General features: G+C 41.6%; 17 protein-coding genes, 1 pseudogene and 1 riboswitch. Of the genes and pseudogenes, 8 read left to right on the top strand and 10 right to left on the bottom strand.

Features of this window, described 5'->3' with window-relative positions; genetic code table 11:
• The first annotated feature begins 37 nt into the window (after window positions 1-37).
• Window positions 38-622, top strand: coding sequence for a YhcN/YlaJ family sporulation lipoprotein (locus LC040_04585; GenBank protein ID WLR52190.1), 585 nt, complete (start codon window positions 38-40; stop codon window positions 620-622).
• Window positions 623-830: 208 nt separating this feature from the next.
• Here the strand turns inward: LC040_04585 and LC040_04580 are convergent, their stop codons facing one another.
• Window positions 831-1,544, bottom strand: coding sequence for a Crp/Fnr family transcriptional regulator (locus tag LC040_04580; GenBank protein ID WLR52189.1), 714 nt, complete (start codon window positions 1,542-1,544; stop codon window positions 831-833).
• A gap of 144 nt (window positions 1,545-1,688) precedes the next feature.
• On the opposite strand from LC040_04580, the gene LC040_04575 reads away from it, so the two are divergent.
• Window positions 1,689-1,934 (top strand): DUF2249 domain-containing protein, encoded by a 246-nt coding sequence (locus tag LC040_04575; GenBank protein ID WLR52188.1) that lies wholly within the window; start codon window positions 1,689-1,691, stop codon window positions 1,932-1,934.
• A 103-nt stretch (window positions 1,935-2,037) separates the two neighbouring features.
• Window positions 2,038-3,162 (top strand): TIGR04053 family radical SAM/SPASM domain-containing protein, encoded by a 1,125-nt coding sequence (locus LC040_04570; GenBank protein ID WLR52187.1) that lies wholly within the window; start codon window positions 2,038-2,040, stop codon window positions 3,160-3,162.
• An 8-nt stretch (window positions 3,163-3,170) separates the two neighbouring features.
• Here LC040_04570 and LC040_04565 read toward each other — a convergent pair whose 3' ends face one another.
• A complete protein-coding gene (locus tag LC040_04565; protein ID WLR53193.1) occupies window positions 3,171-3,626 on the bottom strand; it encodes a pyridoxamine 5'-phosphate oxidase family protein in 456 nt (151 codons plus the stop codon).
• 298 nt (window positions 3,627-3,924) lie between these two features.
• Between LC040_04565 and LC040_04560 the strand changes: the two genes are divergently transcribed.
• The 3 genes from LC040_04560 (at window position 3,925) to LC040_04550 (ending at window position 5,781) form a co-directional block, all read left to right on the top strand.
• Window positions 3,925-4,125: a YlaI family protein gene (locus LC040_04560; protein WLR53192.1), complete on the top strand. Its 201-nt coding sequence runs from the start codon at window positions 3,925-3,927 to the stop codon at window positions 4,123-4,125.
• 3 nt (window positions 4,126-4,128) lie between these two features.
• On the top strand, window positions 4,129-4,554 hold the full coding sequence (locus tag LC040_04555; GenBank protein ID WLR52186.1) for a hypothetical protein: 426 nt from the start codon (window positions 4,129-4,131) through the stop codon (window positions 4,552-4,554).
• A 270-nt stretch (window positions 4,555-4,824) separates the two neighbouring features.
• Entirely contained in the window at window positions 4,825-5,781 is a 957-nt protein-coding gene (locus tag LC040_04550; GenBank protein ID WLR52185.1) for a c-type cytochrome, read from the top strand.
• A gap of 79 nt (window positions 5,782-5,860) precedes the next feature.
• On the opposite strand, the gene LC040_04545 is transcribed toward LC040_04550, so the two are convergent.
• The 3 genes from LC040_04545 to typA are packed head-to-tail and all read right to left on the bottom strand — an operon-like array spanning window position 5,861 to window position 8,378.
• Window positions 5,861-6,154 carry a hypothetical protein gene (locus tag LC040_04545; protein WLR52184.1) on the bottom strand — a complete coding sequence of 98 codons (294 nt, stop codon included), beginning with the start codon at window positions 6,152-6,154 and terminating at the stop codon, window positions 5,861-5,863.
• 12 nt (window positions 6,155-6,166) lie between these two features.
• A complete protein-coding gene (locus tag LC040_04540) occupies window positions 6,167-6,484 on the bottom strand; it encodes a YlaH-like family protein (GenBank protein WLR52183.1) in 318 nt (105 codons plus the stop codon).
• Window positions 6,485-6,539: 55 nt separating this feature from the next.
• Window positions 6,540-8,378, bottom strand: a complete 1,839-nt coding sequence (gene typA / locus LC040_04535) for a translational GTPase TypA (GenBank protein WLR52182.1) — start codon at window positions 8,376-8,378, stop codon at window positions 6,540-6,542.
• Between the two features lie 180 nt (window positions 8,379-8,558).
• Between typA and LC040_04530 the strand changes: the two genes are divergently transcribed.
• On the top strand, window positions 8,559-8,744 hold the full coding sequence (locus LC040_04530; GenBank protein ID WLR52181.1) for a YlaF family protein: 186 nt from the start codon (window positions 8,559-8,561) through the stop codon (window positions 8,742-8,744).
• 44 nt (window positions 8,745-8,788) lie between these two features.
• Here LC040_04530 and LC040_04525 read toward each other — a convergent pair whose 3' ends face one another.
• The 5 genes and pseudogenes from LC040_04525 to LC040_04505 form a co-directional block, all read right to left on the bottom strand.
• Window positions 8,789-9,634 (bottom strand): MetQ/NlpA family ABC transporter substrate-binding protein, encoded by an 846-nt coding sequence (locus LC040_04525; GenBank protein ID WLR52180.1) that lies wholly within the window; start codon window positions 9,632-9,634, stop codon window positions 8,789-8,791.
• A gap of 79 nt (window positions 9,635-9,713) precedes the next feature.
• Window positions 9,714-10,370, bottom strand: a complete 657-nt coding sequence (locus tag LC040_04520) for a methionine ABC transporter permease (protein WLR52179.1) — start codon at window positions 10,368-10,370, stop codon at window positions 9,714-9,716.
• Complete coding sequence (locus tag LC040_04515; GenBank protein WLR52178.1) at window positions 10,363-11,388, bottom strand: methionine ABC transporter ATP-binding protein; 1,026 nt, start codon at window positions 11,386-11,388, stop codon at window positions 10,363-10,365. The genes LC040_04520 and LC040_04515 overlap by 8 nt, the downstream gene beginning before the upstream one ends.
• A 110-nt stretch (window positions 11,389-11,498) precedes the next feature.
• Window positions 11,499-11,617: riboswitch (SAM riboswitch) on the bottom strand.
• Window positions 11,618-11,698: 81 nt separating this feature from the next.
• A complete protein-coding gene (locus LC040_04510; GenBank protein WLR52177.1) occupies window positions 11,699-12,493 on the bottom strand; it encodes an inositol monophosphatase family protein in 795 nt (264 codons plus the stop codon).
• A gap of 145 nt (window positions 12,494-12,638) precedes the next feature.
• Window positions 12,639-12,828, bottom strand: a pseudogene (locus tag LC040_04505) (hypothetical protein).
• A 300-nt stretch (window positions 12,829-13,128) separates the two neighbouring features.
• Here LC040_04505 and LC040_04500 point away from each other — a divergent pair.
• The gene (locus LC040_04500) at window positions 13,129-13,764 is read left to right on the top strand and encodes a DUF1054 domain-containing protein (protein ID WLR52176.1); all 636 of its coding nucleotides are present in this window, start codon (window positions 13,129-13,131) and stop codon (window positions 13,762-13,764) included.
• The last annotated feature ends 166 nt before the right edge of the window (window positions 13,765-13,930 follow it).

The following is a 13,930-nucleotide window of genomic DNA, read 5'->3' as shown; positions in this document are numbered from 1 at the left end:
TAGCATGAATTATGTACTCGCGAAAGGATGACGAACAGTGTTCAGAATAATATTGCTGATTACGCTCCTCACATTGTCTGCTTGTCAAATGAACAATAATGAAGCAGAGCTTGAAAACAACAACCAAACCGACCCACTGCTTGTTGGCACAAATGACGAACAAAAGGTTGAGAAAAGCGCCAACGCTATTGCTAAGCACCTTGTAAGCCTTGCTTCAAGCGTTCCAAATGTTAAGGATGCAACTGCCGTTGTTGCGGGTCAATACGCCGTTGTCGGTATTGACGTTGATAAAGATTTGGACCGCTCCCGTGTCGGTTCGATTAAATACTCCGTAGCAGAAGCACTCCAGCATGACCCATACGGCGCTAGAGCAATTGTCATTGCGGATGCGGATACGTATGAACGGTTGAAAGACTTACGTAACAAAGCACAACAAGGCCAGCCAATCAATGCTGTTGCGGAAGAATTAGGGGCAATTGTCGGTCGAGTCATTCCGCAGATCCCAAGCGACTTACGCCCTGCTACCCCAGCAAAGGATGAAAACAAACAGCAAATGGAACAAAACGACGATGAACAGCTTGATAAGGAACAACAAAAGCAAGCGAAAGAAACAGAAAAGTAACAAATAAAGAAATCCTGACGCTCACCGGCTCAGGATTTTTTGTTATTCGTACACCTCTCCCTTCAGTGAAATTTCACTTAAATGATAACATTGAGAAGTCGGCGTCAGTATCCATTTAATAAAATCTTTACATTATCGGCATTATACTAACATTTCCCTGTTGAAATCCTCTCCTACACTAACACCAATTCCAATAAAAAAAGCCCTTTTATTTAAAGAGCTCTTCTTCTAGTACGTCTGTATGTAAGATAAATTCACCGCTGGGATTTGTTTGAATCATTTCTTTTTTCTTAAGCTGTGTTAATGTGCGGCTAACTGTTTCGCGGCTTGAGCCGATCATATTCGCCATTTCCCGGTTCGTAAAGGCAGTGTTCAGCTTCACTTGCCCACCTTTCATCTCCTGCCCATAAAGCTTCGCAAGCCGAAGAAGCAGCATAATAATTTGTTCATACGTACTATGTAGGACTTGTTCCTCTAATCGATTTTGTAAGTCAACGATCTTATCACCAAGCACTTTAAACAATTTCACACAGATTTCTGGATTATTAAGAAGAAACTGTTCAAACGAATGAATTGGAATATAGATTAACACAGCACTTTCAGCGATTTCAGCATGCGCAGGGTATGGATCTTGCCTGAAAAAGCCTGCATGCGGAAACATATCGCCTGGCTGGAGCACATTTACAATTTGCTCTTTTCCATGAAAATCGGTTTTATAGACCTTCACCCGGCCTTTATGAATAAAATAAACATTCTTCAACGGGTCTCCCTGCATAAAGACATGACTTCCAACCTGATAATGACGCGTGACAGCCAAATCAACGATCGGTTCGAACTCCTCGTCTGTCAAATCTTTAAAAATCGGTACCCCGTGTAATAGTTCTTTTACAGATTGATGATTCAACGAAAACACCCTCTTCATCCAAAGCTTCCTCTTATTTTATCATGAACGGCATTCAGTCGGATAAAAATTTACAAAAGCAGTGTGCTAGCTCACACCTTTATAACAGTAGACAGGCTATGATGAAGATAAGAACTTCATTTCACAAAAGGTGGAGGAAGCATCATGCAAAAGACAGAAGAAAATTTTTATGACAGCATTTATGCACCTGATATTGAGCCGCGTCGCCGTCCGCAGACTATTTTTCAAATGTTTGATTCGTTGCAATCAGGACAAGTGCTCGAGCTTATTAATGACCATGAACCACGGCCGCTGCACTGTATGTTTATGATTGAACGTGAAGGACAGTTTGACTGGACATATCTTGAGGAAGGCCCTTCAATTTGGCGTGTCGCTATTAGAAAGAGATAGCTTGTAGATAACTAAGTGTGAGAAAGATCACTACGAACCTTGTTAGATATGCTTAACATAGAGAAAGAGAGCGCAGAACACCAATATTAGAGGGGGTCTTTCCGTGTTTCCTCAAGACTACAATGAAAATCCATTTATCGTGATATGGGAGTTAACCCGAGCGTGTGGTTTGAAATGCCTTCACTGCCGGGCAGAGGCTCAGTACAAGCGCCACCCACTTGAATTGTCCTATGAAGAAGGTACGGCATTAATAGATGATATTCAAGCAATGGGAAATCCATTACTCGTATTTACCGGCGGCGACCCGTTAATGCGGGAAGATGTGTTTGATATCGCTAAGTATGCGATTGATAAGGGTGTACGAGTCTCCATGACACCATCAGCCACACCAAATGTAACGAAAGAAGCAATGGAAAAAGCGAAGGAAGTTGGCTTATCACGCTGGGCATTCAGCTTAGATGGCCCGAACGCTGACATTCACGATCATTTTCGCGGGACAAGCGGGTCCTTTGATTTGACGATGAATGCCATTCAATATTTGCATGAACTTAACATGCCGCTTCAAATCAATACAGTTATTTCACGCTACAACATTGATTACTTAGATGAAATGGCACAGCTGATTGAAGATTTAGACTGTGTGCTATGGAGTGTTTTCTTCCTCGTGCCAACAGGCAGAGGACAGGAAGCAGACATGATTTCACCTGTTCAGCATGAACAAGTCTTTCAATGGCTGTATGACTTATCAAAGCGGGTTTCATTTGATATTAAAACAACCGCTGCCCAGCATTATCGCCGTGTTGTTATTCAAAATAAAATGCGTGAAAACATTAGTAAAAGCGAAGGAAATGCAATCCATTATGAAGATGCGCTTCAAAAAGGAACAACTGGACAAATCGACGGGCTTGGTCGCGCTCCAAAAGGGGTCAATGATGGAAATGGGTTTGTCTTCATTTCTCACACCGGCGACGTCTACCCAAGCGGACTATTACCAGTAAAAGCAGGCAATGTACGAAAAACATCACTGCCTGACATATATCGTGAATCAGAGATCTTTAAATCTTTAAGAGACCCTGACCAATACAAGGGAAAATGCGGTGTATGCGAATTCCGCCATGTATGCGGCGGCTCCCGCTCGAGAGCTTATGCGATGACAGGCGATTATTTAGAAAGCGAACCGTACTGTGTCTACATTCCAAAAGCATTACGAAAGAAAGCAAAAGCTTAGGCATAAGCCTAAGCTTTCTTCAATGCATCCATCACTTGGCGGTCAAGCTTTGCCGCTGCTTCTGGATCATATGTTTTGTCATATTTTACGTCTGTCGTAATTTCAGCTCCGTAGAACATAACATCACGTACAGCGTTTACATCAATTTGAATCTTCGCAAGCTTTAACGGCACACCGTCCATCTTTTCTTCTTTAACAGAAGCTGCCCCGCTGATGGAGTAAGTTGTGCCATTTGCAATGACCGTTAATGTTACATTCTCGTTATTTTTAATGTTTTCAACGATACGAGAACGATTGTCAACTGAAAAGAAAACGCGCTTCACATCTGGCGCATATACCCATGAAATTGCATTGACGTTCGGTCCGTTTGTTTCATAGTCAACTGTCGCAATTGTCACATACCGCTCTTTTTGTAAATGTGGTAACAACTCTTCTGTTAATTGTGGTTCAACTTGATTTGCCATCATCCATCCTCCTTCGAATAATCACTCTTCCTTACTATACCTTTTTCGGCTCTTCCTTAAAACTAAAACACCTAGAAAAAGTATGTTTTATTAGGTAGAAGCGCCACTCAATCAATTCACTTCGATGTTTAAATCTAGTTTTCCTGTTCTTAAGCAAAAAAATGTATCAGATGTACGCTGTCTATTCCTCATTACAATACATAAAAAAATGCGAAGAAAGTTCTTTCCTGCTATACTTGAACTTACAGAAAGATCCCTATTAAACAAACTGAACTGTTAAATTGATTGAGGTGAAATGATGAGAGTGAAATGTGTTTTATGCGAAAAAATTGAAAATATTGATGATGATAAATTGCAAGCAAAGAAGCTGCGTAACCGTCCCATTCATACGTATATGTGTGTCGAGTGTCACGACCGCATTAGTGAGCGAACGAAAGAACGAATCGCCACTGGCAATTTCAAGCTGTATCGTGAACAAAAACAAGATGAGGAATGGTAAAATGTGCTAATAAGAGCATTCTATGCAGGAACTGTAAGCGGCATTGTGCTTGGCCTGTTACTGAAATGGGCAGAGAATTTAACTGAAAAAAAAGTCTATACATTACTTTTAAACGTCGACTTCATTCCTGTTATTGGAGATGTACAATGGAATGAAGGAGTGGAATTTTTATTTCACCTTTGTATTTCTTGGATGATCGCCTTTCTTTTTGCAGTGCTGTTGAATCGGTCCAGGATTGCTGTTAAGCATCCTTATCTAACTGCATTATTGCTCACTATACCGACGATTCCTTTATATTTTCCGTTAACAATCCTTGCTATCAAGGAAACACCAGCTGTTGACGATTATTACGCTATTTTCCTCTGGATAGCTGCACACCTTCTTTACGCGCTTGTACTGGCAGGCAGTTATCGCCGCCAAACTTCATAAATTGATTCAAAAGACCCACCACTATTAAAGAGCAAGGTATACTTGCTCTTTTTCTTTTTTAAACCCCTAATATTATATTAAAATAAGTATCTGTAAATAGTTAATTTGTCACCATTTTACTCCAAAATAACTAGTAATAAAGTCATCACCTTTTCACCATTTGCCAATTTTCCGCCATATCTCTCATATTAATTAACTTTCCTGCAATATTTTTGCATGTTTTTCCTGTAAGATGGGTATTGAACCTAACTATAGAAAGGAGTATGTAAAATGAGCAGAAAATTATGGCTTTCAGTTGCCTTCGCCTGCGCTTTGATCATTAGTGCATGTTCAAATGCTTCGGATACAACGACCGAAGAACAGCCGAAGGAACCAGCTGAAAATGAAACAACAAACGAACAAACGAACGAGCAGCAGACAGCAACCGAGCTTGTCAACAACCCGCCAAGCCTAGAAGACTTAGATGAAAAAGACCCGATGACAGAGTACATTAAATACGGGGAAAAAGTTATTAACGAAACAAACACAGTCATGGACGGTTATGTCGGAAATCAGTTGTCTTGTGCAAGCTGTCATGCTGATGGTGGTCTTTCAAATGTTTCGTCATTCGTTGGGGTCTCCACACAATTTCCACAATACCGACCTCGTGAAGGAGTTATCTTTACACTTGAAGATCGGATTAACGGCTGTATGATCCGTAGTATGAACGGTGAAAAAATCCCTTATGACAGCAAAGAAATGCGTTCAATGATTGCTTACTTGACTTATATTTCAAAAGATATCCCTGAAGGTGCAGACATTCCGTGGAGAATGTTAAATAAGAAGAAAGAACTTCCTGTACCAGATGTAGCAAATGGTGAGGAATTATACAAAAAATCTTGTATTGCCTGTCATGGTGAAGACGGCGCTGGCACAGGTGCAAACTCAGGACCTGCACTTTGGGGCGAAAACTCGTTCAATGATGGAGCAGGAATGTCACGTTTTATGAAAATGGCAGCTTACGTGCAACGCAATATGCCTGTAGGCCAGGAAAACTCTCTATCTGACCAGCAGGTTTCTGACTTAGCAGCGTATATCCTTCAGCATGAGCGTCCAGTTTGGGGTGGTCATGAAACGGATTGGCCAAAAGGCGGCCGTCCAACTGATATTATGAACAAAGAACGCCGTGAGCAAGTTCGTAACGGAACATTTGATTGGACAGAAATGGACATCATTAAAGCTGATTAAGCAACTGCCGTCTAATAGCATGTTTGATGGCATTTGTACAAGGAAAGCCCCGCATAATAATATGCGGGGCTTTATCTATTTACATCTCTTTTTCATAATTCGGATATCGCTCAGGCTGTTCTTCAATTTGAGTAATCATAATGTCGATCAGCTCTACTGGAAATTGCAGCTTCTTCTCTTCCCCATCTTGCACGCAAGTAACCTTATAGAGTACGTCATCCTTTTCAACGACTGCTTCTGATACATGAAAATCCTCACGTAAGATGTCATCGAAAAGCTGGAACGTATTGCGCGCTGACTCATCTTCAGGACGAGCATCGTACACAACTTTAATCGTCAGCCAATTATATACAGCATCTTGGAGAGATCGCACCTACATTCCTCCTTATGCTTCTTTTTCTTGCTTTTGTGATTGCTTAAGGCGTAGTTTGTAGACGCCTAATACGAGTGCGGCAATGACAAGTCCTTCAGCAACAGGCAAAAATACACCGAGGAATGTCAGCACTGTACAGCCAAATGCAAGGACAGAATAGATAATGACATTTTTGAGAACAGGCAATTTCTTCGCAAACCCTAATTTATAAACAAGAATTGATAATCCAAAGATTGTAAAATATAAGAATAACATCCCTTGTTCCGGATTTTGATCCACTTTAAAAAGGGCGGCGAAGAACGACAAACGCTCGACTACACTGACTTCCATCTAAGTTCGCCTCCTGTAGATTCTTTCTTTCATCCTAACACACAGAACAAGAAAATTACTCTTGTTCACTCATTTTCTTACGTTTCTCAGCACGCTCACGTTCACTCTTATTCAAGATCTTCTTACGCAGACGAATTGTCTCAGGCGTAATTTCGCAATACTCATCATCATTCAAGAATTGCAATGATTCTTCTAGTGAAAGCTTACGAGCCTTATTAATGACAGTTGTTTGGTCTTTCGTTGCAGAACGCACATTTGTTAAGTGCTTTTCTTTAACGATATTAACCGTTAAGTCGTTATCACGGTTATGTTCACCGACAATCATACCGCCGTATACTTCTGTACCAGGCTCCACAAAGATGACACCGCGGTCTTCAAGCGCCATAATGCTATATTGTGTTGCTTTTCCGTTTTCAAGTGAAACGAGTACACCTGAACGACGTCCGCCAACATAACCTGATACAAGAGGCTGATAGCTGTCGAATGAATGATTTAACACACCATAACCGCGCGTTTGTGTTAAGAATTCCGTACGGTATCCAATTAAGCCGCGGGCAGGCACCATGAAATCTAAACGAACTTGGCCGTTTCCGTTATTGACCATGTTCACCATTTCGCCTTTACGTCCGCCAAGTGACTCCATAACAGCACCCGTGAACTCTTCTGGCACATCTACTTGAACACGTTCAACAGGCTCACATTTCACACCATCAATTTCACGGATGATAACCTCTGGCTTCGATACTTGTAGCTCGTAGCCTTCGCGACGCATATTTTCGATTAAAATCGATAAGTGAAGCTCACCACGTCCGCTTACCTTCCAAATATCAGGTGATTCAGTGTTTTCAACTTTCAAGCTCACATCTGTTTCAAGCTCAGAACGAAGACGCTCTTCAATTTGACGGCTTGTTACAAATTTTCCTTCACGGCCAGCAAATGGACTGTTGTTCACAAGGAATGTCATTTGAAGTGTCGGCTCATCAATACGAAGCGCCGGCAATGCATCCTGATGATCAACAGGACAAACTGTTTCGCCAACGTTGATTTCTTCCATTCCTGCAACAGCAGCCAAATCGCCTGCTTTCACTTCATTAATTTCGACGCGGCGTAAGCCGAGGAAGCCGAATAATTTTGTAACACGGAACTTCTTCACACTGCCGTCTAGCTTCATGAGAGCAACTTGGTCGCCAACTTTCATCGTTCCGCGTACAACACGTCCAACTCCGATACGGCCTAAATAATCATTGTAATCAAGCATCGCAACTTGGAACTGAAGCGGCTCTTCACTATTATCGACAGGAGCTGGAATATGCTCAAGAATCGCATCAAAGATAGGCTCCATATTATCAGAAAGGTTTTCATGGTCTGTACCTGAAATCCCGTTAAGAGCTGAAGCATATACAACAGGGAATTCAAGCTGGTCGTCATTTGCATCAAGCTCAATTAACAGCTCAAGCACTTCATCGACAACTTCTGCAGGGCGAGCTGCCGGACGGTCAATTTTATTCACAACAACGACAGGCGTTAAATTCTGCTCTAATGCTTTGCGAAGAACAAAGCGTGTTTGTGGCATACAGCCTTCGTACGCGTCAACAAGTAAGAGTACACCATCAACCATTTTCATAATACGCTCCACTTCGCCTCCGAAGTCTGCGTGGCCTGGTGTATCCAGTATATTAATACGGGTATCTCCGTAATTAATTGCTGTATTTTTCGCTAAGATTGTAATGCCGCGCTCTTTTTCAATATCATTTGAATCCATCGCGCGTTCAGCAACCTGTTCATTCTCACGGAATGTACCTGATTGGTGAAGTAATTGGTCTACTAATGTTGTTTTCCCATGGTCTACGTGGGCAATAATCGCAATGTTGCGTAAGTCTAATCGTTTATTCAAAAAAATTCACTCCTAAATTTTCAATACGAGTTCATAACTAGACAAGTATATCATACTTTGCGGTTAAATGTCTGCTTAAACTCGAAAAGTGACGAAAGACGATTATTCCTCTCTGTCCGTACTCAAAAAATTCTGTTATGATGAAGTACAGATCGTCCATCGGTTAAGGGGGAAATGACTGTGCAAAATATCAAATGGCCTTTGCTTGGCTACGCCTTAGCTGTAACGGCTTGCTTTATAGCTGTCGGATTTGCTATCGGCGCAAAAAGCATTGTCGGCATTATCGTATTTATACTCGCTGCAATTACTTTTATGGGGCTTGGCTTTAAGACAAAAAAGAAATACCGTGATGAAGGAAAGCTATAACGAAAAGGCTCACCCCACTCAACATGGGATGAGCCTTCTTTCATTTATTCAGTTACAGGTACAACCGCACCTTTATATTCTTCTTTAATAAATGTTTGAATTTCTTCTGAACGTAATACATCGACTAATGTTTGAATTGATTCTTTCTCTTCATCACCAGTGCGAACAGCAATTACGTTCACATATGGTGATTCACTGCCTTCAATCGTAATCGCATCTTCCAACGGATTTAAGCCTGCATCAATTGCATAGTTCGTGTTAATTAATACAGCATCGCCTTCACCATTCTTATAGATTTGTGGAAGTAGTCCTGCTTCAACGTCTGCTTTGAATTCAAGCTTCTTTGGATTTTCAGCGATATCATCAACAGTAGCGCTTGTTTTGTCAACGCCTTCTTCTAACGTAATTAATCCCTTGCTTTCAAGCATTGTCAAAATACGGCCATGATCAGCGACCGAGTTACTCATAATAATTGTTGCACCTTCTGGTAGTTCATCAAGAGATTGATACTCTTGTGAATAGACGCCGATCGGCTCAATGTGAATGCCGCCTGCATTTGTGAAATCATAGCCATGCTCTTCTTTTTGTGCTTCTAAGTAAGGAATGTGCTGGAAGTAGTTTGCATCAATTTCTTTATCAGCAAGTGCTTTGTTTGGCAAAATGTAATCCTGGAATGTTACAATTTCAAGCTCATAGCCTTTTTCCTCTAATAACGGCTTTGCTTCTTCTAAAATTTCTGCATGCGGTACGTTCGATGCGCCAACGACTAGCTTCTTAGACTCTTCACCTTCTGAGCCGCCTTCTTCCGGCGCTGCGTCTTCACTACTGCCGCACGCTGTTAATGCTACTAATAAAAGTGCAGCAAATAGAATCGATAAAAACTTTTTCATTTTATCTCTCTCCCTTTTCTTTTTTATATGTTAAAACATAGTAAACAAATCATTGTAGTGTGATTAAACGTCCAACAAATCAGCGTTTATCGGTTTTGGTTGTCAGTGTGTCACCGATAATTTGCAAAATAAAGACAATAATCAGAATCACCACTGTCGCAACAAGCGTCACATCATTATGACTGCGCTGGAAGCCTTCTAAGTATGCAAGTGTTCCTAACCCACCTGCACCGACTACCCCTGCCATGGCTGTATAGCCGACAAGTGCAATTGCTGTAACCGTAATTCCTGAAATCAGCGCTGGCATTGATTCAGGCAGAAGTACTTTGAAAATAATTGTGCTTGTCTTTGCCCCCATTGAGCGGGCTGCTTCGATAACCCCTTTATCAACTTCACGCAGGGCAATTTCAACCATCCGCGCATAAAACGGGGCTGCACCGATAATCAAGGCTGGAAGTGCCGCCTTTGCTCCGAGAATCGTTCCAACAAGCGTCCTCGTAAACGGAATTAGTAATATAATAAGGATAATAAACGGAATTGAACGGAACACATTCACAACTGCTGCTGTAATCCAGTAGAAAAATTTATTCTCCCACAAGTTCCCTTTCGCTGTTAAGAAAAGCAATAGCCCAAGCATAATGCCGAGAATAAAAGTAACAGCAACAGAAATGCTTGTCATATATAATGTTTCAAGCGTGGCTTCCCACACCTTTTCCCACTTTACGTTCTCAAGCATGTTCAACCACCTCCACTTCTACTTTTCTGTCTACGATGAAGGCAATGGCTTGCTCGACTTCTTCCTTCGCACCTTCTAAATGGACAAACAGCGTTCCATAAGCACCTGTTTGTGTTTGCGAAATTTTTCCTTGTACGATATTTACATCTAATTCAAATTTTCTGATTAATTGTGTGATAAGCGGCTTTTCCGCTTCTTCGCCAACGAATGTAAGCTGAATGACTATTCCGTTTGGATACTGCTCTAGTAAATGTTCGATTGTTTCTTTCGTTTCTTCAGGCTCTGTTACTTGTTTGACAAACCGCTTCGTAATGTTTTCTTTCGGCTTGCGGAACACATCAAGCACAGCCCCTTGTTCAACAACTTTACCGCTCTCCATCACGGCAACACGATGACAAATCTTTCGAATAACATGCATTTCATGGGTAATCAGCACAATTGTTAAGCCGAGCTTTTCGTTAATATCAACGAGTAAGTCAAGAATGGAGTCGGTTGTCTGCGGGTCTAATGCTGAAGTTGCTTCATCACAAAGCAACACCTTTGGCCGATTCGCAAGTGCTCTGGCAATGCCGACACGCTGCTTCTGCCCGCCGCTTAATTGAGATGGATAAGCATCTTCGCGTCCCTCTAAGCCAACAAGCTTGATTAATTCATCGACACGTTGTAACCGCTCTGCTTTCGATACACCTGCTATTTCAAGTGGAAAGGCAATGTTATCACGTACAGTGCGTGACCAAAGCAAGTTAAAGTGCTGAAAGATCATACTAATCTCTTGTCTTGCTTCACGCAGGCCCTTTCCTTCAAGCTTTGAAATATTACGTCCAGCAATTGTAATTTCGCCGCTTGAGGCCGTTTCAAGCTTATTAAGCATCCGGATTAACGTCGATTTCCCTGCTCCACTGTATCCGATAATCCCGAATATTTCGCCTTTTTCGATTTTTAAGTTCACATCATCAACCGCGCGGACATCACCACTGCTAGTTGAAAAAACTTTCTTAATTTGTTTTAATTCAATCATTTTAAACCACCTTCTTCTGCTGCGACCTGTTCGTATTCAAATGCTTCGTCTAACACCAAAAAACCTCTCTGCGATGAGCAGAAAGGTTTACTATTCTAAAATAATCCTTCCTCTCATCTCTCAAAGCAATCTGCTTTGCAGGAATTGGCACCATTTCATCCATAGTTCGTTATGCATGACGGTTGCCGGGCTTCACAGGGCACAGTCCCTCCACCTCTCTTGATAAGAGTTCGTCGTATGTAATTGTGTGACTTGAGCATGATTGAAAGTTTAGCATGGATAAAAAAACGTGTCAACAAAAGTTTTTTCTCTATTTCAATAAATAATCCTTAACGATCTGTTCATGCAATCCAGGCTTTCCGACGAAAACGGTGCTTTTCTCAAGGACATTTAACGGTTTCCCTGCTACGTTCGTCGCTCTCCCGCCGACTTCCTCGATTAAGATTTTCCCGGCAGCATAATCCCATGGCGCGAGCTGAAGCGTAATATACCCATCGATCTTCCCAGACGCAACATAAGCCATTTCAATCGCAGCAGACCCCATTGAACGTGTGCCGCGGAGTGCTTTTACAAGCGGAGGTAAAATATGCGGCTCAATTCGAGAGTTCGGGATGACCCAGCCTGCATTGACGCTTACAACAGCTTTATCAACCGAAATTTCCCCAAGCATCGGCAGCTGTTCATCATTTTTGTAAGCACCTTCCCCTTTTTTCGTATGGTAGAGTTCGTCATTGACCACATCATATATCATCCCAATGATGCCTTCCCCATTGTGATAAATCCCAACTGAGATGGCAAAGTGACGCTGCATATGTACGAAATTCATCGTTCCGTCAATCGGATCGATAATCCAAACGGTTCCATCGACTGTATCGACGATATCGCCGTACCCTTCTTCTCCTAAAATACGGTGCTCTGGATAATGTTCTTTTATTTTTGCGATGAAGTATTGTTCTGTTTGCTTATCCATATTTGTAACGAGGTCGGATGGATTCAGCTTATAATCTACCATTAAGGTTTCAGAGAATGACGCACGAATTCGTGTGCCGGCTTCCCTTACCCATTCTTTTGTTTGTTTATAAATTTTCTGCCAATCATTTGCCACATGCAAAACCCCATTTCTATCAAAAGTATCGCTTATGTATACGATGGTATTGATCTCATTATACGCCAAGGAATCCCAGATGAAAAATCATCCGGACGCACAAAAATGACGAACCCTTTATAGAAAGGTTCGCCGCTGCCTATCATTATGCCTCTAAACGAAGCATTTCTTGGCGGAATGTTTCAAGCTTCTTTTTTTGATTTTTGAACTTGCTCCTCATCAGACGTTTGCAATGCATCAAAAAGGGTTGCTAATTCATAGTCAATTTCGAGGCGCAAAACCGGGATTCGTTTTTCTGCATTTGTACGTTTGAAAACTTCCATAACCTGCTTCATTGATACACCCCTTCACTTATTTTTGTCGCAGCAGCTGCGACGAAAAACCACACAACCCTTAAAAACTGAATTTTCTGATTATTGAATGTGAAGTGAATGGTTCTGGAGGAAAGTACTTGTGGTATGTGGTGGTTTTGTTAATTTAGTTTATGCAAGCATGTTTCAAAATGGTACAAAATTAAGTATTTACCTGTATTTTCCCTCAAACTTCGCTATTTCAAACATGCAAATTTCATTGAATCAAATGAATTGTGGTAAACTGTTAACAGAAACTTCGGAAAGAATTGGAGGCAGCAGAGGATGAGCTTTAACGGATTTACAGATGAAGATTTCAATGTCTTTACCATTGATGGACTTGATGAGCGCATGAGTGCTTTGAAAGAAACGATTCGACCTAAATTACATACACTTGGCGACCACTTTGCCCCAACACTATCGGCATTAACAGGAGATGAAATGTTTCCTCACGTTGCCAAGCATGCACGCCGCACGAAGAACCCCCCTAATGACACGTGGGTAGCGTTCGGCTCCAGCAAACGAGGCTATAAGAAACTGCCTCATTTTCAAATCGGCCTATGGGAAACCCATTTGTTCGTCTGGTATGCGCTTATCTATGAATCACCAATCAAACAAACTTACGCGCACAAGCTTGAAGAAAATTTGGATGATGTACTCCAACAAATTCCAGCGCATTTCGTTTGGTCCGGCGACCATACAAAGCCAGAAGCAACACCACAAGGACAGCTTGAAGAAGAAGGCTTGCAACAACTGATTACCCGCTTAAAAGATGTGAAGAAAGCTGAAATTCTTTGTGGAATTCATATCAAACGCGAAGATGCAGTACAAATGAGCGGAGATGAGCTCAGTAAGAAAATAACCGATACATTCGAAACACTGACACCGCTCTATACACTCGCCCAAAACGTATACGAATAAAATATGCATCACAGCCTCAACATGTGAAAAAAACGTCCCGCTTTGGGACGTTTTTTTCAGTAGGTGGGTTTTCACTCATCACCACGCAATAAGAAATGGGTCCGAAGCACCTCTTATCTCGTTGATGATACAGCTGTGGTGGTTCTATTTCACATTAAGTATAGAA

This window comes from Bacillus tianshenii, from assembly GCA_020524525.2.
Lineage (GTDB): Bacteria > Bacillota > Bacilli > Bacillales > Bacillaceae_N > Bacillus_AV.
This window is presented reverse-complemented; position numbering and strand designations above follow the sequence as displayed.

Excerpts from the sequence above, each read along its gene's own strand:
- LC040_04575 (WLR52188.1), top strand. The coding sequence starts at position 1,689 with ATGCAAAAGACAGAAGAAAATTTTTATGACAGCATTTATGCACCTGAT.
- LC040_04580 (WLR52189.1), bottom strand. The coding sequence starts at position 1,544 with ATGAAGAGGGTGTTTTCGTTGAATCATCAATCTGTAAAAGAACTATTA.
- LC040_04515 (WLR52178.1), bottom strand. The coding sequence starts at position 11,388 with ATGATTGAATTAAAACAAATTAAGAAAGTTTTTTCAACTAGCAGTGGT.
- LC040_04560 (WLR53192.1), top strand. The coding sequence starts at position 3,925 with ATGAGAGTGAAATGTGTTTTATGCGAAAAAATTGAAAATATTGATGAT.
- LC040_04520 (WLR52179.1), bottom strand. The coding sequence starts at position 10,370 with ATGCTTGAGAACGTAAAGTGGGAAAAGGTGTGGGAAGCCACGCTTGAA.
- LC040_04500 (WLR52176.1), top strand. The coding sequence starts at position 13,129 with ATGAGCTTTAACGGATTTACAGATGAAGATTTCAATGTCTTTACCATT.
- LC040_04540 (WLR52183.1), bottom strand. The coding sequence starts at position 6,484 with ATGGAAGTCAGTGTAGTCGAGCGTTTGTCGTTCTTCGCCGCCCTTTTT.
- LC040_04525 (WLR52180.1), bottom strand. The coding sequence starts at position 9,634 with ATGAAAAAGTTTTTATCGATTCTATTTGCTGCACTTTTATTAGTAGCA.
- LC040_04565 (WLR53193.1), bottom strand. The coding sequence starts at position 3,626 with ATGGCAAATCAAGTTGAACCACAATTAACAGAAGAGTTGTTACCACAT.
- LC040_04550 (WLR52185.1), top strand. The coding sequence starts at position 4,825 with ATGAGCAGAAAATTATGGCTTTCAGTTGCCTTCGCCTGCGCTTTGATC.